The sequence below is a fragment of the Streptomyces sp. NBC_00846 genome (genome assembly GCF_045207325.1).
Classification (GTDB): domain Bacteria; phylum Actinomycetota; class Actinomycetes; order Streptomycetales; family Streptomycetaceae; genus Streptomyces.
In genome coordinates, this window is record NZ_CP108846.1 from 2,500,958 (window position 1) to 2,519,389 (window position 18,432).

The following is an 18,432-nucleotide window of genomic DNA, read 5'->3' on the forward strand; positions in this document are numbered from 1 at the left end:
CGAAGGCATCGAACAGGGCTCGGGTCCACTCGGTCTTCACATCATGAGTCGCAGCGACCAGGCGACGCGGCCACGGAGTTTCAGTCATTCGCACTTCCTAAACAAAGGGGAGGACCCCGGTACAAGCCCGGGGTCCTGGGAGGGGTCAGGCGGGATGGCTACGGCTCGGGGTCAAAGTCATCCCTGTACTTCTCTTGCTTCAGCTCCTCCAAGTCAGTCAGTTGCTGAAGCTGCTCATCGAGCAAGTTGCAGAAAGCCGCGTAGGCGCCCCGCTCGTACTCTTCGCCCTCGCTTGACGCCCAGTTTCCTTGCAGAGCGCCGCTCGCCCGTTCTTGCAGATCCTTCGGGGTGATGAGGCCGATGGACAGCCCGATCTTGGGGCTACCTACGAGGAAGATCCGGAAACCGGCTTTGCGGAGGAACGGGCCACGCTCCTTCCATTCGGCCATCTGCTCCCACTTCGCGCGGTAGGTCTGGCCCGTGCTCGTCTCCTCCCAGCGGCCCGGGACGAAGGGTTCTTTCTGAAGCGTCGCCAGGTTCGTGGCGTGACGCTCCAACGTCGTCGTGAGCGCCGTAACGGCGGCTGCCGAGAAGGCTTGGGCGATGGCCTGGGAAAGGTTCTCCATCGCCGCCTCCAGCTCCTTGATCTGAGCCCTGTTGTCCTTGCCGGGGACGTACGAGCGCTCAGTGATGTACTGGTCTCCCAGCTTGGAGAGGAATGTCTCCTCTACAGCCCGGTAGATCTCTTCCTGTGGCCACGACGTGGAGAACCGGCACGCCTCACCGTTGGACCAAGAGGCACAGCGGAAATACCGGTGCTTCTTGGTCTCGCCTGTCCGCAGGGTCACCAGGGAGCTGTTCTCGTACATCTTCATGCCGCACGGGCAGTACAGGACTCCCGTCATGGGGGACGCGTTCGACTTGATCCCCGCCCTGTACTTGCCCAGGTCAGCGACAGCGATCCGTAGCTTGTCGAACTCCTCGTCCGTCAAGACCGGATCAGCCCAACGGACGGGCAGCCCGTCTCTGAGCAGCGGCTCACCCTTGTGCATGGCCACGCCCTTAAGCGTGGGCTTCTTCAGCATCTTGCCGAGAGTGGACGTGCTCCACTTGGTCCCCTTGATGTGCGTCTTGACGCCCACCTTCTTCTCTTCAGCGTTGATGCTCCGCTGGTAGTCCTGGGAGGTCAGGACACCGCGCGGGCAGTCGCACTGCGGCGTCTCGCTGCCCTGGTCGACGCAATCCGCGACATGCCGGGGGCGAGCGTTCCACTCAGTGCAGAGCTGGCCCATGGACCATCCCTGCTCCGCGATACGTTCGTACGCTTCCCGGATGAGGGGGCCGGTCACCGGGTCGATCACGAGCTTGAACCGCTGCTTGCCGTGGTGGTCCATGATGATCGGCCGATAGCCGAAGGGCCACGTGCCGCCGCCCCACAGGTTCGAGTCCCGGTAATACTGCGTCTGGTTCCGACGCTTCTTCACGATGGCTTCGCGGTACTCCTGGGCCTGGGTCGCCTTGATGTAGGCGATCATCCGGCCCGTGGGCGTGTGGATGTCCAGGCTCGGGTCATCGATGCAGACGATCTCCTTGCCGCCCTTGTGACAGCGCTCCGCGAACCTGTCCCAGTGGTGCTGATCCCGGGTGATCCGGTCCAGCGACGTGACCATGATCGCGTCCCACTCGTGCCAGAGCGGGTCCTTCATCCACCGGCCCAGCTTCGGCCGGTCGTCCAGGTTGACCGCGCCGGAGACACAGACATCCTCGACTTCTCCAGCCACGGTGAACCGAGCTTCAACGGTGGCCCGGTCCAGCTCCTCTCCCTGGCGCAGCAGGGCGGAGCTGTCCTCGGTGTCACGGCTGATACGCCGCACCTTGAGGACTCGCATACCGGGCAAGAGACGTGCGCTGGACATAGCCTCACCTTCCGTTACAGGTGCCCCCGGGGCAGATTTGGTGATCCTATCTTCCCAGGACTGGGAGGCGAACCACGCGGTGCGCGCATCTGGCCGAGCACCGGGTGCGGTGGGGGGTGTGACGGCGCCCGATCACTGAACGCCGGACAGCCCCCTTGCGCGGCGTTGGACAATGGAGGGTGGCCGTCGGGCCCACCGAAGGAGGAAACATCACATGGCACAACCCGAGCGGAACGAGCAGCAGCGGCTGCGCCCCGCGCCCCTGCTCTTCGAGCCGTCGGCAGCAGCCGCCGATCCGGAGCACTTCTTCGACCTGGAGTCGATGGACGATCCGAGGGAGCTGCTGGCCCGTGCCACCGAGCTCACCCTGGCGTTCCGTGCCGCGACGGACCGCGCGGTCGAGTTCCAGGCCATCGCGGCCGCCCAGCTCGCCGATCCGCGCCGGTTCGACCGGCTGACGACCGCGGACATCGCGCAGCGTGCGGAGTGGACCGAGGACTACGCCAAGAAGATGGTCGAGTTCGGCTGGAGTCTGCTGGGCGGGTCCGCGCCCTGACGGCCGTACCGGACTCGCCACGAGCACCGTGCCGGCCCCACCACGACCGCCGTCCCGGCCTTCGCCGTAGCCGCCGCCGGGTCCGTCGTCCCGCCTCCGGGTACCACCAGTGGCATATGCCCGAGCGCAAGATACTCCTCCCCACCCCGGCCTGTCCCGATTTCCGGCAACTCTCGGAATCCACTTGATCACTCCCGGTAGACATGGGCGCATGAGTGCATGGCTGCCAGACGAAACGACCCTGCATCACGGCGACGACCCCCACTGCGGCACCGACCTCTTCGCTCTCCTGCGGGACCGGGCCGCGAACCAGACAGCTCAGGTCACCGCGGCCGGTGCCGCCTGGCTCGCCGGCGCCTCGGCCTATCCGCGCAGCACGCTGGCGCAGTGGGAAGCCCACCCCTCCTCGCCCGGGGTGCTGCCGTGCGGTTCGGCCTTCGACGTGGTGAACGTGCCCACCCTCTTCGGCCGCCGGATGCTGGAGCACCTGTGGGCCGACGGCCCCGGCTCCGGCCCCGTCGCCACGCACCGCGGGCGGATGATGCTCTTCGCCTCCCCCGGTACCGCCCAGCGGCTGCCGTCGCTGCTCGACTGGGAGGAGTGGGGCAGCGGCCTCGAACCGTCGGCAGGGACGGACCCGCGGGGGCGGGACGGTGACGGCGCGAAGGTTCCGCCGCTGCTCTGCCACGGCACCGGGGACGCGGTGACCGTCCCCGCGCTGACCTGCACGTCCGCCACCCCCGGGCCCCGCTGGGTGGTGGCGCCCGACACCCGTAGCCCCTGGCTGCCGGGCCCGGACGTACTGCTCTGGGCCTGTGTGCGGGTGACCAGGTCGACGCTCTCGTCGGCGGCCCGGAATTCGATTTTTCCTCCCGCCGATCAGGGTGCTAATGTCTACGACGTCAGCAGGCGCCGCTAGCTCAGTTGGTTAGAGCAGCTGACTCTTAATCAGCGGGTCCGGGGTTCGAGTCCCTGGCGGCGCACAGACGGAAGAAGCCCCCTCGTGAAAGCGAGGGGGCTTTTTCGTGCTCGCGTTTTCGTGCTCGCGTCTTCGTGCTCGCGTCTTCGTGCTCGCGTCTTCGTGCTCGCGTCTTCGTGTCACGCGCCACGTGTCACGTGTCGTCCCGTCGTGGTCGCGGCAGGGCCGCCCGCGTTCTACGTGCCCGTCGTGATCCGGACCGTCCAGGCGCCCGACGGCGTCCGGTCGGCGACCTCGATCCTGGCGTGCGCGCCGGGGATGGTGAACGTCTCACCGACCCGCATCGGAGCGTCCGCGAGCGGCGCGTACACGGACCGGTCCCAGCAGGCGTCGGTGGTGGGGTGGGTGTCGATGACCTGGACGGGGCCGCCGCCGGACGGGGTTCCGTTGCGCACCCGGTAGAGCAGGACGCCCTCGGTGCAGGTCGTCCGGTCGTTGCCGGTGGCGCTGCGGGCCTCGATGGCCACGGCACTGCCCTCGCCGGTCATGATCACCGCGAGCCGGGTGCCGATGGAGGCGCCGGGCGCGGGCACGGCGGCCATCGGCTCCAGGGTGATGTCCCGGCTGCGCTGGACGCAGACCACCTGCCTGCGGTCCAGCCAGCCCAGCTTCCACTTGTGCCAGCCGAAGAGTTCCGGGGCTAGGCCGAACTGGCTGCCCATCACGTCCCAGTCGCCGACGTAGGTGTCCCAGTCGCCCTTGCCGTCGGACGGCCGGTGGTAGAGGTCCGGCAGGTCGAAGACGTGCCCGGTCTCGTGGGCCAGCACGTTGTGGTCCGGCGGGTGCTGCTCGAAGATGGTGACGACGCGCCGGATGTCCGCGCCGTCGGCGCGCACCGGCCGGTCGAAGTTGACGACCTTGGTGGCGTCGGAGTCGACCCCCGGGGCGTCCGGATCGGCGACCAGGTAGACGATGTCGAACCGGGAGAAATCGACCTTCGGGTCGGCCGCGGCGATGGCGTCGCGCAGATAGGCGCTGCGCCGCTCACTGTTCCAGTCCCGCTGTATTCCGTACCGGACAGAGGCCTTGGGCATCTGGATCCACTGCCGCAGCGGGTGCGGGCGCAGGGTGAATTTTCCGTACGAGGCCCGCTGGAAGAACTGGGTGGTGGCGGGGAAGTAGTCGGCGGTGAGCTCCTCGGGGGTGGCACCGGGGTGGTGGTCCGGGAAGGAGAGGAAGATCATGACCGCGTCGAGGGAGTGGACGGGGTGGGGGTAGGCGCCGTTCCACTCGTCCACCCCGAGCGAGTGGTGGACCTCGGTACGGGGCAGCGCGCACGGACCCGCTTCGCCGGTGGCGGCCACCGCGGGCCCGGCGACGAGAGAGGTGGCGGCGAGCGCCATCAGGGAGGTCGCCGCGGCAGCCGCTCTGCGCAGGATCGACCTCTCGACCCCCCCGGCTCTGTGCAGACGCGGCACAACTACCTCCGGGTGCGAGCGGCGGTCACCCACTCACCCTGTGATGGTTGGAGGCTTTCGTCCTGTTGAGCTGCCCCAGTCGAGTCAGCTGCCCTCCGGAGTGCCCACCCTCACGGACAGTCACAATCAATCACGTGAAGATCGCGAGAGAACGGAAAAGCTCAGAAAAGATCATTCGCGGGCAAACCGGATCGGCTGGCGACTGGCCCATGCGGGGCGAACGCGGGGCGCGGAGAGGTCGGGCGCTGGAACGGCCGACGCAGCAGCCTCTATGCTTCACCAGGCTTTCCCGCGTGGTTTCCGCCTCCCACAGCGGCGCTCCGCGCGGCGGGCCAGTCCGGCCACACCTGTTCAAGACAGAACTGCACGGCGGGAGCGAACGGTGAGCGGAACCTCCGAAGGGTCGAGGCCCGCGGCGGTCACATCCCCCCACTCCGCAGGGCCGTCGGCCACGGAGTGTCACCCTCCGTCGTCCGCTGCCGGGGCCCGGGGATCGGAGCCGCACGGCTATCGGGCCGCTTTCCGGGCCGCCACGGTCCCGATGGCCGTCGTCGACCACGAGGGACTGGTCCTCGACGCCAACGACGCGCTCGGCGGGCTCCTCGGCTTCTCCGCCGCGGCACTGACCACGCAGTCGGCGGCCGATCTCCTCGACCTCGCGGCGGACGGCCGCACCTGGCACGCGTACCGCGAGGTGCTGCACGGCCGGCGCTCACGGTTCTGCTGCACCCGCAGGCTCAAGCACCCCGACGGGCGCGCGCTGTGGGCGGAGATCACCGTCGTGCCGATGCCCGAACCGGAGGCGGGCCGGGCGGGCGCCCCGCGGCCCGGCACCGGCCGGGTGCTGCTCTCCGTCGCGGACGTCAGCGACCGGCGTGAGCTGCAGAAGCGGCTGCGCCACCTCCAGATGCACGATCCAGTGACCCGGCTGCCCAACCGGGCGTTGTTCTTCGAACGGCTCTCGGCCGTCCTGGAGAGCCCGCCGTACGAGGACGGCAGTGTCGGCGGAGGGGGCCGGATCGGGCTCTGCTATCTCGATCTCGACGGTTTCAAGGCCGTCAACGACACGATGGGCCACCGGATCGGCGACCGGCTGCTCGCCGCTGTCGCCGCACGGCTCACCGACTGCGCGGCCCAGGACCGCCCGCACCGTCCCGGCGCCCATCTCGTGGCGCGTCTGGGCGGCGACGAGTTCGCGATCCTGGTCGAGGACTCCGCCGGTACGCAAGCGCTCACCGACCTGGCTCGCGCGGTCCTCGCCGCGCTGCAGAAGCCCTTCGACCTGGACGGGCAGCGGCTCTCCGTCTCGGCCTCGATCGGGGTGGTGGAACGGGCCGTGGCCGACACCTCGGCGACCGGTCTGATGCAGGCCGCCGACACCACGCTGTACTGGGCGAAGGCGGACGGCAAGGCCCGCTGGACGGTCTTCGACCCGGAGCGCAACGCCCACCGGATGACCCGGCAGACGCTCTCCTCCCATCTGCGGCCTGCCGTCGAACGCGGCGAGTTCACCATCGAGTACCAGCCGCTGGTCGGCATGGCCGACGGAGTCGTACGCGGGGTGGAGGCCCTGGTCCGCTGGAACCACCCCCAGTTCGGCCTGCTCTCACCGAATCGGTTCGTCGCGATCGCCGAGGAGGACGGCTCGATCGTCCAGCTCGGCCGGTGGGTGCTGCGGTCCGCGTGCCGCCAGGCCCGGCGCTGGCAGCTCGACCACCCGGCCGAGTCGCCGCTGTTCATCAGCGTCAATGTCGCGGTCCGGCAGGTCTGGGACTCCGACCTGGTCACCGATGTCGCGGAGATCCTCGCCGAGACCGGCCTCGATCCCGCGCTGCTGCAGCTGGAGCTGACCGAGTCGGCGGTGATGGGCTCGGCGGGCCGCCCGCTCCAGGCCCTCCAGTCGCTCAGCGACATGGGCGTGCGGATCGCGATCGACGACTTCGGCACCGGCTACTCGAACCTCGCCTATCTCAGCCGGCTGCCCGTTTCCGTGCTGAAGCTGGACGGTTCGTTCGTACGCGGCTTCCGTTACGACGACGGCGACCGCCCGAGCTGCGCCGACGAGACGATCGTCGAGGCGATGGTGCACCTGGCGCACCGGCTGGGCCTGACCGTCACCGCGGAGTGCGTGGAGACGGCGGGCCAGGCCGAACGGCTGCGCAGGATCGGCTGCGACACCGGGCAGGGCTGGCTGTACTCGCGCGCGGTGGCCCCGGAGCGGATCGCCGAACTGATCGGCGGTCGGAAGCTGAACGTCTGACCCCGGGATTCCCGGCCCGGGAGCGAAAGGCCGGGGCCGGAAGGCCAGGGCCGGTGTCAGGCCGTCGGCAGCCCGTACGCGTCCGCGATCAGCTCGTAGCTGCGCAGCCGGGCCTCGCCGCCGTGGGCGTTGGCGGTGATCATCAGTTCGTCGGCGCCGGTGCGCTTGGCCAGGTCGTCGAGGCCCGTACGGACCTCGTCCGCCGTGCCGTGGACGATGTTGACCAGCCAGCTGTCAACGAACTCGCGCTCCATGGGGCTGAAGGCGTGCGCCTCCGCCTCCTCGGGTGTCGGGACCAGGCCGGGCCGGCCGGTGCGCAGGCGGACCATGGACAGGGCGCCGGAGAGCACCTGGCGGCGGGCCTCGCGCTCGTCGTCGGCGGCCAGGGCCGAGACACCGATCAGGGCGTACGGGGCGTCGAGCACCGCGGACGGCCGGAACGACTCCCGGTACAGGTCGAGGGCCGGCACGGTGTTCTGGGCCGAGAAGTGGTGGGCGAAGGCGAACGGCAGCCCGAGCACGCCGGCCAGCCGGGCGCTGAAGCCGGAGGAGCCGAGCAGCCAGATCGGCGGGCGGGCCGCCGACTGGACGCCGCCCTCGGCGGTGGCCTGGACCGGGCCGGGGACCGCGTGGATACGGGCGTAGGGGTGGCCGTCGGGGAAGTCGTCGTCCAGGAACCGGGTCAGCTCGGCGAGCTGCTGCGGAAAGTCGTCGGCGCCTTCGCCCAGCCGGTCCGTGCGGCGCAGGGCGGCCGCCGTCGCACCGTCGGTGCCGGGGGCGCGCCCGAGGCCGAGGTCGATGCGGCCGGGGGCCATGGCCTCCAGGGTGCCGAACTGTTCGGCGATGACGAGCGGTGCGTGGTTGGGCAGCATCACGCCGCCGGAACCGAGCCGGATGCGCTCGGTGTGCGCGGCGAGGTGGGCCAGGATCACGGCCGGTGAGGAGGAGGCGACGCCCGGCATGGAGTGGTGTTCGGCGACCCAGTAGCGGTGGAACCCGCGGCGCTCGGCGAGCCGGGCGATGTCCACGCTCGTGCGCAGGGCCTGGGTGGCGGTGCGGCCCTGGCCCACGGTCACCAGGTCCAGCACGGAGAGCGGAACGGTGGCCGACCCCTCCGCCTTGCCTCGGATCTCGTCGGCTCGGATCTCGTCGGCTCGAATCTCGTCCACGTCCTGGCCCTCTCCGGTGATGCGCATGCGTGCGGCTCATACGTCCGGAACAGCCCAACAGGAGGTGGTCTCCGGTTATTCCCCCCAGCGGCCGGACCGGCCCTTCTTTCCGCTCCGTGCCCACGCCCGGCCCTCGCCCCGTCCGGCCACCGGGGCCGGGGGTGCCTCGCGCTCGGCGAAGATCTTGCCGAGCCTCGGGGACCAGGCCCGGCGGTCCGCCAGCCGCAGCCCTTCCCGGACCGCCACCTGGTTTCCCGTGAGGACCGGCTTGCCGAGGAGTTCCTCCAGCTCCGCCAGGTGCGTGACGGTGTGCAGGGCCGTGTCGGGCAGCAGCATCACCTCTGCCTCCGGACGGTCCGCGGCCCGGACGAGTTCCCGCACCTCGTCCGGGCCCCAGGCGGCGGCCTCGGCGGCGGAGCCCAGGTGGGCGGCGTGGGTGGCGACGACCTCGATCCCCGCGGAGTGCAGGAAGGCGGTGAACAGTGCGGCGATGTCCTCGGGATAGGTCGCGGCGACCGCGACGCGGGTGGCGCCCAGCTCCCGCACCGCGTGGACGAAGCCGAACGAGGTGCTGGAGGCGGGCACCCCGGCCGCCCGGGCCAGGGCGGCGGTCTGTTCGTGGGCGCCCTTCCACCCGTACAGGAAACTGCCGCTGCCGCTCGTCCAGACGACGGACTCGACACCGGCGCGTTGCAGCTCCGGTACCCCGGCGGCCAGCCGTTCGGGCACACCGGTGCGCGTCAGCGCGTCGATCCCGTAGACGTCCTCGTCGACGGCGGTGTGGTTCACGACCAGCCTGACGGCGTCGAGCAGGATCTCCATCCGCGGAAAGTCGTCCTCCGCGAAGTGGTGGCCCGGGTAGAGAAAGCCGAGGGTCGTCATGTCCACCCTTCCTGTTCCTGCGGATGCCCTGTTCCTGCGGACGCCCGTTTCGCCCCGCCCCTCCCCAGTATTGCCCCATACGTCGCCGCTTCCACGGCGACCTGTTGACGAAGGCGGGCGCGGGTGCGAGCGTGGTCGGGTCGCACATCTCAGACGCAGCGGAGCACCCGTCTCTCATGCCAGAGCCCACCCTGCTCGTCCTGGACACCGACCCGTCGCCGCGTCTCGGCCGGCTGACCGGCCGGGCCACCGTGCGGTACACCGACGAGGCCGGGCTCGCCGCGCGGCTCCCCGCAGCCGACGTGCTGCTGGTGTGGGACTTCACCTCCGACGCGGTACGGGCCGCCTGGCCCGGCGCCGGGCCGCGCCCGGCGTGGGTGCATACGGCGAGCGCGGGCGTGGACCGGCTGCTCTGCCCGGAGCTGGCGGCCTCCGACACGGTGGTGACCAACGCGCGGGGCATCTTCGAGCGGCCGATCGCCGAGTACGTGACGGGCCTGGTGCTGGCGTTCGCCAAGGATCTCCCCGGCACGCTGGAGCTCCAGCACCGGCGGCTGTGGCGCCACCGGGAGAGTGCCCAGGTGGCGGGCAGCCGTGCGGTGGTCGTGGGCGCGGGCCCGATCGGGCGGGAGATCACCCGGCTGCTGATCGCCCTCGGCGTCCAAGTGGCGCTCGTGGGGCGCAGGGCGCGGCGCACCGTCCACGGCGTGGCGGATCTGGACCGGCTGGCCGCCATGGCGGACTGGGTGATCTGCGCGGCACCGCTGACGGAGTCGACCCGTGCCATGTTCGACGCGCGGTTCTTCGGGCTGATGCAGCCGTCGGCCCGCTTCATCAACGTGGGGCGCGGTCCGCTGGTCGTCGAGGACGATCTGGTCGCCGCACTGCGCAAGCGCTGGATCGCGGGTGCGGCACTCGACGTGTTCGAGCAGGAGCCACTCGGGCCGCGGAGCCCGCTCTGGGACGTACCGGATCTGATCGTGTCACCGCACATGAGCGGCGACACGGCGGGCTGGCGGGACCGGCTGGGCGAGCAGTTCGTGGAGATGTTCGAACTCTGGGCGGCCGGGGCTCCGTTGCCGAACGTGGTGGACAAACGGCGCGGCTACGCCCCCGCCCCGGAGTCGGGCGACTGATCTCAACACGCCGGGAATGAGGGTCACTTCATCCCCTCGTGCCGGATTTCTCGGCATGACGACCGGTCATCTGCCGTTCGGTGCAGGGAAATACGCACTGCGCATCCGCCGTCGCACTCCGCCCGCAATCGGACACGGGAAGGTCACCTTCCGGCCACTGTTCGGCCACAGGGAGCCGCTTCCTGCATAGACGTGCGGGATCGGGCAGGCGCACCCCCTGTCCGGACTGTTCGACCCCTCCAGGAGATTGCGAACCATGGCTGACTTCCCGAACCTGTCCCGCCGGGGCTTCCTCAACCGATCGGCGGCCGTGGGTGGCCTGCTCGTCGTTCCCGGGCTGCTCTCCGCGTGCAGCAGGACCGACGCCGGTTCCACGGATGGTGCGGGGGCGCTCGACAAGCTCCGCAAGCAGGGCTTCGTCCGGGTCGCGTACGCCAACGAGGCCCCGTACGGCTATCTGGAGGGCAAGCAGCTCAAGGGCGAGGCGCCCACCCTGCACCGGGAGATCTTCAAGGCGCTCGGCGTCGACGAACTGAAGCCCACGCTCTCCGAGTGGGACGGTCTGATCCCCGGACTGCAGGTCGGGAAGTACGACGTGGTCAGCGCCGGCATGGCCATCACACCGGAGCGCTGCGCGAACGCCGTCTTCTCCGAGCCCGAGTTCATCTCGCCCACCGCGCTGATGGTGAAGAAGGGCAACCCTAAGAAGGTCACCGACCTGGCGTCCGCGAAGGCCGCCGGGATCACCGTCGGCGTGATGTCGGGCGCCGTCGAGGGCACGTACGCCGAGGGCGCGGGCATCCCCAAGAACAAGATCAGGACACTGCAGAAGCCGCAGGACGGCGCCGACGCGGTCAAGGGCGGCCGGGTCGACGCGTTCCTGCTCACCGGCATCTCGCTGCGCTGGCTGGCGAAGACGAACCCCGACACCGAGGTCACCGAGGCCTTCCTGCCGGAGCTCGACGGCACGAAGCAGTACAGCCCCGGCGGCGCCGTCTTCCGCAAGGGCAACGAGGACCTGCGGGACGCCTTCAACCGCGAGCTGAAGAAGATCGTCTCGGACAAGTCGCGCTATGTGGGCCTGCTTCAGGAGTACGGCTTCGGGGCCACCGAGCTCCCGCCGGCCACCCTGAAGACGGCCGACCTGTGCCAGGGCTGACGGGGACGGACGCACCGCATGAGTGATTTCTTCTCCGCCTTCTTCGACGATCTGCCACAAGTGCGCGCGGGGCTGTGGGTGACCCTCCAGGCCACCGTCCTCGGCGCGCTGCTCGCCCTGCTCCTGTCGTTCGTCCTCGGCCTGATGTCGGTCAGCCGGCTACTGGTGACGCGTGGCGTGTCACGCGTGGTCGTGGAGTTCTTCCGCGGCACCTCGCTCTACATCCAGCTGTTCTGGCTCTACTACGCGATGCCGCCGCTGACGGGGTACGAACTGACGCCGCTGCTCTGCGGTGTCGTCGCCTTCGGTCTCAACTACGGCGCGTACGGCGCGGAGGTGGTGCGCGGCGCGATCAACTCCGTACCGCGCGCCCAGTACGAGGCGGCCGTCGCGCTGAACATGACGCCGCTGCACCGGATGCGGAAGGTGATCCTTCCGCAGGCCTGGGTGCAGATGATCCCGTCCTTCACCAATCTGCTGATCCAGCTGCTGAAGTGCACCCCGCTGCTGTGGCTGATCTCCGCGGCCGACCTGATGACCGTGATCCAGCAGCTGCGCGACCGCACCGGTGAGACGCTCACCGCGTACGTGACCCTGCTGGTCCTCTACTTCGTCCTGGCCTACGCGCTGACCCTGCTGATGAATCTGCTGGAGCGCGGCGCCAAGCGGCGCCTCGGCCTGGCGACCGGCGCGGGCTCGCTGCTGCGCAGCCGCAGCGCCACGGAGGCCGTCGCGTCGGCGGCCGGAGGTGGTGTCCGGTGAACGGCTTCGACTGGAACGCCGCCGGGGACGTACTGCCCCTGTTGCTCAAGGGGTTCGAGGTCACGCTGCTCGCGACCGTGCTCGGCACGCTCGTCGCCGCGGTGCTCGGGCTCGCCATCGCGGTCGCCGGGCGAGCCCCGAGCAGGTTCGTGACGGTGCCGGTGCGGGCCGTGATGGAGTTCATCCGGTCCACCCCGCTGCTCATCCAACTGGTCGGCGCAGCAGCCCTGTTCACCTCGGTGGAACCCCTGGTGATCGGCATCGTGGTGCTGGGCGTCCACTACGCCACGTACACCTCCGAGGTGTACCGCGCCGGGATCGACGGTGTGCCGAAGGGCCAGTGGGAGGCCTGCCGGGCGCTCTCGCTCACCCCGCGGCGGACCTGGCAGGCGGTGATCCTGCCGCAGGCGGTGCGCAACGTGCTGCCCGCCCTCGGCAACTACGCGATCTCGATGTTCAAGGAGACCCCGTTCCTCGCCGTGATCACGGTGCAGGAGATGGTCTTCGAGGCCCGGCAGTACGGGGCCGAGCACTTCGGGTACTACACAGAGGCATTCACGCTCGCGGCCCTGATCTTCCTGGTCGCGAGCTACCCCACCTCGCTGTTGATGAGAAAGCTGGAGAAGCGCCTTGGCCACTGAACCCCTCCCCCTGCAGAAGGCCGCGCCCACGGCCCCCGCGGACGCCGTGCCGGCCGCCGTCGCGGCGACCGGCCATCCGCTGGTCCGCTTCGACGACGTCGTGAAGCGGTACGGCGACCACGTCGTCCTCGACCGGCTGGGCTTCTCCGTACGGCGCGGCGAGCACGTCACCCTGATCGGGCCCAGCGGCTCGGGCAAGACCACCATCCTGCGGCTGCTGATGACCCTCGAAAGGGTCAGCGACGGGGTCATCTGGGTGGACGGTGACCCGCTGTCCCACACCAGGGGACCCGACGGCTCGCTGAGGCCGGCGACCGAGAAGCATCTGCGCGAGGCCCGGAAGAAGATCGGCATGGTCTTCCAGCAGTTCAACCTCTTCCCCAACATGAAGGTGCTGCAGAACATCACCGAGGCCCCGGTCAACGTGCTGGGCATGGACCGCGACGAGGCGGAGAGCCGCGCCCGCGAGCTGCTCGCCCTGGTCGGGCTCTCGGCGAAGATCGACGCGCACCCCTCCCAGCTCTCCGGCGGCCAGCAGCAGCGGGTGGCGATCGCCCGCGCGCTGGCGATGCGGCCGGAGATCCTGCTGCTCGACGAGGTGACGTCGGCGCTCGACCCGGAGCTGGTGGCGGGCGTGCTGGAACTGCTGAGCGACATCGCCAGGAACACCGACATCACCATGCTCTGCGTGACCCACGAGATGAACTTCGCCCGCGACGTCTCGGAGAAGGTACTGATGTTCGATGCTGGACGTGTGGTCGAGTCCGGTTCGCCGGAAAAAATCTTCTCCGACCCCGAGCACGAACGCACCCGCGAATTCCTCACCGCGGTGCTGTGACCTCGGAACTCGCCGTCAGCCCATGCTCCTGGCATATGCCGGACGAATGCGCCCCAGCCGGCGGAACCGGGGCGCTCCGCTTTCTCTTCAACAGCCGCCCCGGGACAGGGTCTTGGCGGCTATCGTGGAGGCAGAGCTTACGGTCACAACCTGGTGGGGGAAACCGTGACGTTGAAGCCCGAACCGACCGCACCGTTCCACTCGGTGCAGTACGCCCTTCGCGTTCTCGAAGCGGTCTCCGAACACGGCGACGGCGTGACGGACGCCCAGATCTCCCGGGAGACGGGACTGCCCGTCGGGCATCTCACCCCCCTGCTGCTGACGCTGCGCCGCGAGGGGTACGTCGAGCAGATCACCGACGGCGCGTACGTAACCGGCTCCTCGCTGCTGCTCCTCGGCTCCGGGGCGACCCGCAGGCAGGCCCTGGAGACCAGGCTCCAGCAGTCGCTGGCGCAGCTGCGCGATTCGGTCGGCGCGGCGGTCTACATCAGCCGGTACGTCGACGGCGAGATCCGGGTCACGCAGTACGCCGACGGTCCCCGCACCCCCGCGGTCAACGAGTGGGTGGACTTCCGGTCCTCCGCACACGCCTCGGCGGTCGGCAAGTGCCTGCTGGCCCAGCTCGACCGGAACGGCCGCCGCGACCACCTCTCGCGCCACAAGACGGCCCGGCTCACGTCGCGGACGATCACCAACGAGAAGGTGCTGTTCTCCAAGCTGGACAGCCAGCCGGCGACGGTCCCGGTGCTCGACCTCCAGGAGTACGCGGTCGGCACGGTGTGCGCGGCGGTGCCGCTGACCGCCGGGTCGTCGGCGGGGTGCCTGGCGCTGTCCCTGCCGATCGAGGACGCCCATCGCCTGCGCACGGCGGCGGACACGCTGAACCGGCGGGCGGCGCCGGTGCTGCTGTCGCTGGCGCTGTAAGCCCGGGCTCTCTCGCCCGAGGACTTTGGACCGGAACCCTGGCAGACGGTGTCGAACGGCCCGTCGGCACCGCCGTCATGTACGCCTCGGCCGACAGGCAGGAAGTCATGGCGCAGCCGTTCGCACCCCAGCCCCCTGCGCACAACGGGTCCTCCACCGGCGAACCGGCGGAGGACCCAAAACGCGCGAGCGCGAGAACCCCACTCAGGTCGTGGCGACCTCTTGCACAGTCGACACGTTCAGGCTTTCACTGCCTTCATAGACCGCGAGCCACCAGAAGATTTTGTCGTGCTCCGGTATCTTCCCCGAGAAGCCGGTGCACTTCTGCCACCCGACGCTGGAGCCACGCCCCTCATGGCATCGGAATTTCTTCCCCGTGGAAGGCATCTGCGCGCGCATCTCCACGTGATGGCCGTCCGCATTCCGGTCCCTCACCCAGAACACGTCGCCATACTTCTCGAAGCATGCGCTGCCGGCAGCAACGTTGGGGTTCGGGTAGTAGACGGTCTCGCAGTATGCGGCCGCGGGCGGAGAACCGCCCGCCACGTGCGCGTATTCGGTGTAGTCAGGCTCTGCGGCAGACGCGGATGCCGCAGAGGAGATCCCCATCAGCAAGGCAGCGGAACCTGCGGCGAGAATCGAGCCCAATCGTTTGAGTGACATATGAAATTCCCCCTTCGAATCATCCATCACCTCTGGATTTTTGCGGCCCACCTGAGGCCCGGCCGCAAAATGAGCCTGCCATGAAGATCACAGGAAAAGAAGCCTCTCTCTGATTTTTGTCAGACATTTACTTGCGATCACCCATGGTGACCTAGGGCCATTTACAGGTCGATTACTGAGGGATTGCGCATCAATTCCGACCTGTGCCCCGATTTCGGTAACATTCCGTTCCCGAAGTTGAATTCGTGCTGCCGTAAAGGACGACGCGGTCGCGGCGGGCTCCAGCAGGGCGGTGCGGTCGCAGCGGGCTCCCGCAGGGCGGTGCGGAGAGGGGTCGCCGAGTCGGGTGTCTTCAGCACCCCTCAGGACCAGGTATTATTTTCGAGTCAGCAAGCGCCGCTAGCTCAGTTGGTTAGAGCAGCTGACTCTTAATCAGCGGGTCCGGGGTTCGAGTCCCTGGCGGCGCACAGACAACGCACTGGGCGGTTCACGTACACACGTGAACCGCCCAGTGCGTTTTTGCTGACCACCGAGATGTACGAACGTTTTACACATCCGTACTAGACAGGTGTTTTACACACTCGTACATTTCCAGGTATGACGAACGCTACGAGCACCACCGCCGAGCGCGGCCCCCTCGCCGGTCGCCGGGAATGGACCGCCTTCGTGGTCCTGCTGCTTCCCCTCCTCCTCGTCTCGATGGACGTCTCCGTCCTCTTCTTCGCGATCCCTTCCATCGACCGGGACCTCGCACCCAGCGCCACCCAGCAGCTCTGGATCTTCGACGTGTATGCCTTCGCCCTGGCCGGCCTGCTCATCACGATGGGCTCGCTCGGCGACCGGATCGGCCGCCGGAGGCTGCTGCTCCTCGGCGCGTTCGCGTTCAGTGCCGCGTCCGTCGCCGCCGCGTACTCCACCAGCCCCGAGATGCTGATCGCGGCCCGCGCCCTGCTCGGGATCGGCGGTGCGACGCTGATGCCGTCGACGATGGGGCTCGTGCGCAACATGTTCCGCGACGAACGGCAGCGCGGCCGGGCCATCGGCATCTGGTCGGGCGCCATGGCCGGCGGGATCGCGCTCGGCTCGGTGCTCAGCGGGATCATGCTGGAACACTTCTGGTGGGGCTCGGTCTTCCTGATCAATGTGCCGGCCATGGTGCTGCTGCTGGTCCTGGTGCCGGTGCTGGTACCGGAGTTCAAGGACCCGAACCCCGGCCGGTTCGACTTCCTGAGCGTGCCGCTGTCGATGGGCGCCGTGCTGCCCGTCGTCTACGGGGTCAAGGAGAGCGCCGCGCACGGGCTCGATGTGCGGAACGCGCTGATCATCGCCGCCGGGCTCGTCGTCGGCCGGTTCTTCGTCCGCCGCCAGCGCGGCCACAAGGACGCGATGATCAGCCGGGAGCTCTTCCGCAACAGCGGCTTCGCGGCCGGGATCGGGCTGAACGCGCTGGCCACGTTCGCCATGATGGGGTCCTCGTTCTTCACCACGCAGTATCTGCAGTCGGTGCTCGGCATGGGCACGATGGAGGCCGCGCTGTGGAGCCTGGCCCCCTCGCTGACGGTGGGTGCCGCCGCTCCGACGGCCACGGCGATCGCCCAGCGGACCGACCGTACGCGCGTCATCGGCGCCGGTTTCGTCATCGCCGCCGCCGGTTTCGCGGTCCTCGCCCTGACGGGTACGGACTCGCTGTGGCTGCTGCTCGGCGGCTGCGCCGTGATGAGCTGCGGCATCGTCACGGTGATGGCGCTCGTCTCGGACCTGGCGCTGTCCACCGCCCCGCCGGAGAAGGCGAGTTCGGCGGCCTCGCTGCTGGAGACCGGGCAGGAGTTCGGCGGCGCGATGGGGATGGCCCTGCTCGGTGCGGTGGCCACGGCCGTCTACACCGCCGACATGCCGGGCTCCGCGCCGGAGGACGCCCGCAAGACGCTGGCGGGCGCGGTGGCCACGGGGGACGGCTCGCTGATCTCGATCGGGCGGGAGGCCTTCGTGCACAGCATGCGGTACGCCTCGGTGGCGGGGGCCGCGCTGTTGCTGGCGGGCGCGGTGCTGGCCGTCACGCTGCTGCGGCGGCGGACCGCGGTGGCGGAACCGGACGAACTGACCCCGCTTGCCGGGAGGGGCACTAGTCATTGACTCCACGGAGGTCCGCCGGGTGGCACGGCCGGCGGCTTCGAGGTGTCCTTCGGTCCGGGCGCCGGACCGGCCGAAGCGCTCGGGCCGGGCCTGCTCATCTCGCTCTGCGTCACCTGGGGCCGGCCGGTCCGGTACGCCGTAGGAGCGCTGTTCGCCCTGACCGGCCTGGCGGCACCATTCGCGCCCCCCTGGGCACAGCGTGCGTCGGTGCCGGGGACGGCGGCCCCGGCCGGGGCCGCCGTCGCTCAACCGGAGTGCACGTGAGGGGCACCGCCTGACGGACTACGCGTCAGAACTGCACGTCGGAGCAGGCGTAGAAGGCGTTCGCCGTGTCCGCGATGTTCCAGACGCTCAGGATGATGTGCTTCCCGGTCTTCTGGGTGGGGATGGTGCCCTGCTGGGTCAGGGTCGCCGGGGGCTGCTGGCCGCCGTACGGCACCGTCATGAAGGGCTGCGACTCCAGGTCGGCCCTGGTGAGCGGCTTGGTGGGGTCCCAGCCGTCCTTGGTGATGTAGTAGCGGAAGTCCGTCGTCGCGTGGCGGGCGGTGAACTGCCAGCGGAAGCTGAAGCCCTGACCGGCCGTCACCTTGGTGGCGGGCCAGCTGCCGCCGCGCGGGTCGTCGAGCTGGGCGAACTCGCCGTGCCCGCCGGAGCAGATCTTGCCGTCGGCCGGACCCGCCGCCGGGAAGCCCTTCGGGCCCTCGACGCTCTGCGGCTCCCACTGGATGTTGCCGCAGTTCGTCACCGTGCCGTTGGCACAGAGCTTCTGGCGGCTGATGGGGTTGTCGGTGTAGCCATGGCTGCCGGCACTGCTCGTCGCGAGCACCGAGGCACCCGCTATCGCCAGGCCGACTACGGCCGCGCTTGCCCTTTTACGCATCGCTGTCGCTCCTCAAGAACGTGGGGGAGGATCCATGAGCCCTGCTGCGCGCGCATCCTGCGGTCTAGACCAAGCCTTAGATTATTGACGGGCTATGAACATGTCCAGACCAATGG

Annotated in this window: 16 protein-coding genes and 2 tRNA genes; 12 read left to right on the top strand and 6 right to left on the bottom strand. The window is 69.4% G+C overall.

The window, feature by feature from the left end; translation table 11 throughout:
- Window positions 1–158: 158 nt before the first annotated feature.
- The gene (locus tag OG936_RS11530; RefSeq protein ID WP_406494368.1) at window positions 159–1,916 is read right to left on the bottom strand and encodes a recombinase family protein; all 1,758 of its coding nucleotides are present in this window, start codon (window positions 1,914–1,916) and stop codon (window positions 159–161) included.
- 214 nt (window positions 1,917–2,130) lie between these two features.
- On the opposite strand from OG936_RS11530, the gene OG936_RS11535 reads away from it, so the two are divergent.
- The 3 genes from OG936_RS11535 (at window position 2,131) to OG936_RS11545 (ending at window position 3,455) form a co-directional block, all read left to right on the top strand.
- Window positions 2,131–2,472, top strand: a complete 342-nt coding sequence (locus OG936_RS11535) for a hypothetical protein (protein ID WP_406494369.1) — start codon at window positions 2,131–2,133, stop codon at window positions 2,470–2,472.
- 211 nt (window positions 2,473–2,683) lie between these two features.
- Window positions 2,684–3,391, top strand: coding sequence for a bifunctional DNA primase/polymerase (locus tag OG936_RS11540; protein WP_383756689.1), 708 nt, complete (start codon window positions 2,684–2,686; stop codon window positions 3,389–3,391).
- Window positions 3,382–3,455, top strand: a tRNA-Lys gene (locus OG936_RS11545). Before OG936_RS11540 ends, OG936_RS11545 begins: the two co-directional genes overlap by 10 nt.
- Before the next feature lie 172 nt (window positions 3,456–3,627).
- On the opposite strand, the gene OG936_RS11550 is transcribed toward OG936_RS11545, so the two are convergent.
- Window positions 3,628–4,869 (bottom strand): M6 family metalloprotease domain-containing protein, encoded by a 1,242-nt coding sequence (locus OG936_RS11550; protein ID WP_406494371.1) that lies wholly within the window; start codon window positions 4,867–4,869, stop codon window positions 3,628–3,630.
- Window positions 4,870–5,251: 382 nt separating this feature from the next.
- Between OG936_RS11550 and OG936_RS11555 the strand changes: the two genes are divergently transcribed.
- Window positions 5,252–7,129 (top strand): putative bifunctional diguanylate cyclase/phosphodiesterase, encoded by a 1,878-nt coding sequence (locus tag OG936_RS11555; RefSeq protein ID WP_406494372.1) that lies wholly within the window; start codon window positions 5,252–5,254, stop codon window positions 7,127–7,129.
- A gap of 56 nt (window positions 7,130–7,185) precedes the next feature.
- On the opposite strand, the gene OG936_RS11560 is transcribed toward OG936_RS11555, so the two are convergent.
- Window positions 7,186–8,298, bottom strand: coding sequence for an LLM class flavin-dependent oxidoreductase (locus OG936_RS11560; protein ID WP_406500403.1), 1,113 nt, complete (start codon window positions 8,296–8,298; stop codon window positions 7,186–7,188).
- A gap of 75 nt (window positions 8,299–8,373) precedes the next feature.
- Window positions 8,374–9,180 carry a decarboxylase gene (locus OG936_RS11565; RefSeq protein ID WP_406494374.1) on the bottom strand — a complete coding sequence of 269 codons (807 nt, stop codon included), beginning with the start codon at window positions 9,178–9,180 and terminating at the stop codon, window positions 8,374–8,376.
- A 176-nt stretch (window positions 9,181–9,356) separates the two neighbouring features.
- On the opposite strand from OG936_RS11565, the gene OG936_RS11570 reads away from it, so the two are divergent.
- The 6 genes from OG936_RS11570 to OG936_RS11595 all read left to right on the top strand — a co-directional run bounded on the left by OG936_RS11570 (window position 9,357) and on the right by OG936_RS11595 (window position 14,640).
- A complete protein-coding gene (locus OG936_RS11570) occupies window positions 9,357–10,316 on the top strand; it encodes a D-2-hydroxyacid dehydrogenase (RefSeq protein ID WP_406494376.1) in 960 nt (319 codons plus the stop codon).
- A 256-nt stretch (window positions 10,317–10,572) separates the two neighbouring features.
- Complete coding sequence (ehuB, locus tag OG936_RS11575; RefSeq protein WP_406494378.1) at window positions 10,573–11,475, top strand: ectoine/hydroxyectoine ABC transporter substrate-binding protein EhuB; 903 nt, start codon at window positions 10,573–10,575, stop codon at window positions 11,473–11,475.
- Between the two features lie 18 nt (window positions 11,476–11,493).
- The gene (ehuC, locus tag OG936_RS11580) at window positions 11,494–12,237 is read left to right on the top strand and encodes an ectoine/hydroxyectoine ABC transporter permease subunit EhuC (protein WP_406494380.1); all 744 of its coding nucleotides are present in this window, start codon (window positions 11,494–11,496) and stop codon (window positions 12,235–12,237) included.
- Complete coding sequence (ehuD, locus tag OG936_RS11585) at window positions 12,234–12,878, top strand: ectoine/hydroxyectoine ABC transporter permease subunit EhuD (RefSeq protein ID WP_383756704.1); 645 nt, start codon at window positions 12,234–12,236, stop codon at window positions 12,876–12,878. The genes ehuC and ehuD overlap by 4 nt, the downstream gene beginning before the upstream one ends.
- On the top strand, window positions 12,868–13,716 hold the full coding sequence (gene ehuA, locus OG936_RS11590) for an ectoine/hydroxyectoine ABC transporter ATP-binding protein EhuA (RefSeq protein WP_406494382.1): 849 nt from the start codon (window positions 12,868–12,870) through the stop codon (window positions 13,714–13,716). Before ehuD ends, ehuA begins: the two co-directional genes overlap by 11 nt.
- Window positions 13,717–13,881: 165 nt before the next feature.
- Window positions 13,882–14,640, top strand: coding sequence for an IclR family transcriptional regulator C-terminal domain-containing protein (locus OG936_RS11595; RefSeq protein WP_406494383.1), 759 nt, complete (start codon window positions 13,882–13,884; stop codon window positions 14,638–14,640).
- 204 nt (window positions 14,641–14,844) lie between these two features.
- Here OG936_RS11595 and OG936_RS11600 read toward each other — a convergent pair whose 3' ends face one another.
- A complete protein-coding gene (locus tag OG936_RS11600; RefSeq protein ID WP_406494385.1) occupies window positions 14,845–15,330 on the bottom strand; it encodes a hypothetical protein in 486 nt (161 codons plus the stop codon).
- 366 nt (window positions 15,331–15,696) lie between these two features.
- On the opposite strand from OG936_RS11600, the gene OG936_RS11605 reads away from it, so the two are divergent.
- Together OG936_RS11605 and OG936_RS11610 are read left to right on the top strand one after the other, a co-directional pair.
- Window positions 15,697–15,770: transfer RNA gene (locus tag OG936_RS11605), tRNA-Lys, on the top strand.
- Window positions 15,771–15,900: 130 nt separating this feature from the next.
- Window positions 15,901–17,436: an MFS transporter gene (locus OG936_RS11610; protein ID WP_406494386.1), complete on the top strand. Its 1,536-nt coding sequence runs from the start codon at window positions 15,901–15,903 to the stop codon at window positions 17,434–17,436.
- Window positions 17,437–17,725: 289 nt separating this feature from the next.
- On the opposite strand, the gene OG936_RS11615 is transcribed toward OG936_RS11610, so the two are convergent.
- Complete coding sequence (locus tag OG936_RS11615) at window positions 17,726–18,316, bottom strand: lytic polysaccharide monooxygenase (RefSeq protein ID WP_406494388.1); 591 nt, start codon at window positions 18,314–18,316, stop codon at window positions 17,726–17,728.
- Window positions 18,317–18,432 lie beyond the last annotated feature (116 nt).

Excerpts from the sequence above, each read along its gene's own strand:
- OG936_RS11565 (WP_406494374.1), bottom strand. The coding sequence starts at position 9,180 with ATGACGACCCTCGGCTTTCTCTACCCGGGCCACCACTTCGCGGAGGAC.
- OG936_RS11615 (WP_406494388.1), bottom strand. The coding sequence starts at position 18,316 with ATGCGTAAAAGGGCAAGCGCGGCCGTAGTCGGCCTGGCGATAGCGGGT.
- OG936_RS11570 (WP_406494376.1), top strand. The coding sequence starts at position 9,357 with ATGCCAGAGCCCACCCTGCTCGTCCTGGACACCGACCCGTCGCCGCGT.
- OG936_RS11610 (WP_406494386.1), top strand. The coding sequence starts at position 15,901 with ATGACGAACGCTACGAGCACCACCGCCGAGCGCGGCCCCCTCGCCGGT.
- ehuB (WP_406494378.1), top strand. The coding sequence starts at position 10,573 with ATGGCTGACTTCCCGAACCTGTCCCGCCGGGGCTTCCTCAACCGATCG.
- OG936_RS11530 (WP_406494368.1), bottom strand. The coding sequence starts at position 1,916 with ATGTCCAGCGCACGTCTCTTGCCCGGTATGCGAGTCCTCAAGGTGCGG.
- OG936_RS11535 (WP_406494369.1), top strand. The coding sequence starts at position 2,131 with ATGGCACAACCCGAGCGGAACGAGCAGCAGCGGCTGCGCCCCGCGCCC.
- OG936_RS11540 (WP_383756689.1), top strand. The coding sequence starts at position 2,684 with ATGAGTGCATGGCTGCCAGACGAAACGACCCTGCATCACGGCGACGAC.
- OG936_RS11600 (WP_406494385.1), bottom strand. The coding sequence starts at position 15,330 with ATGGATGATTCGAAGGGGGAATTTCATATGTCACTCAAACGATTGGGC.
- ehuC (WP_406494380.1), top strand. The coding sequence starts at position 11,494 with ATGAGTGATTTCTTCTCCGCCTTCTTCGACGATCTGCCACAAGTGCGC.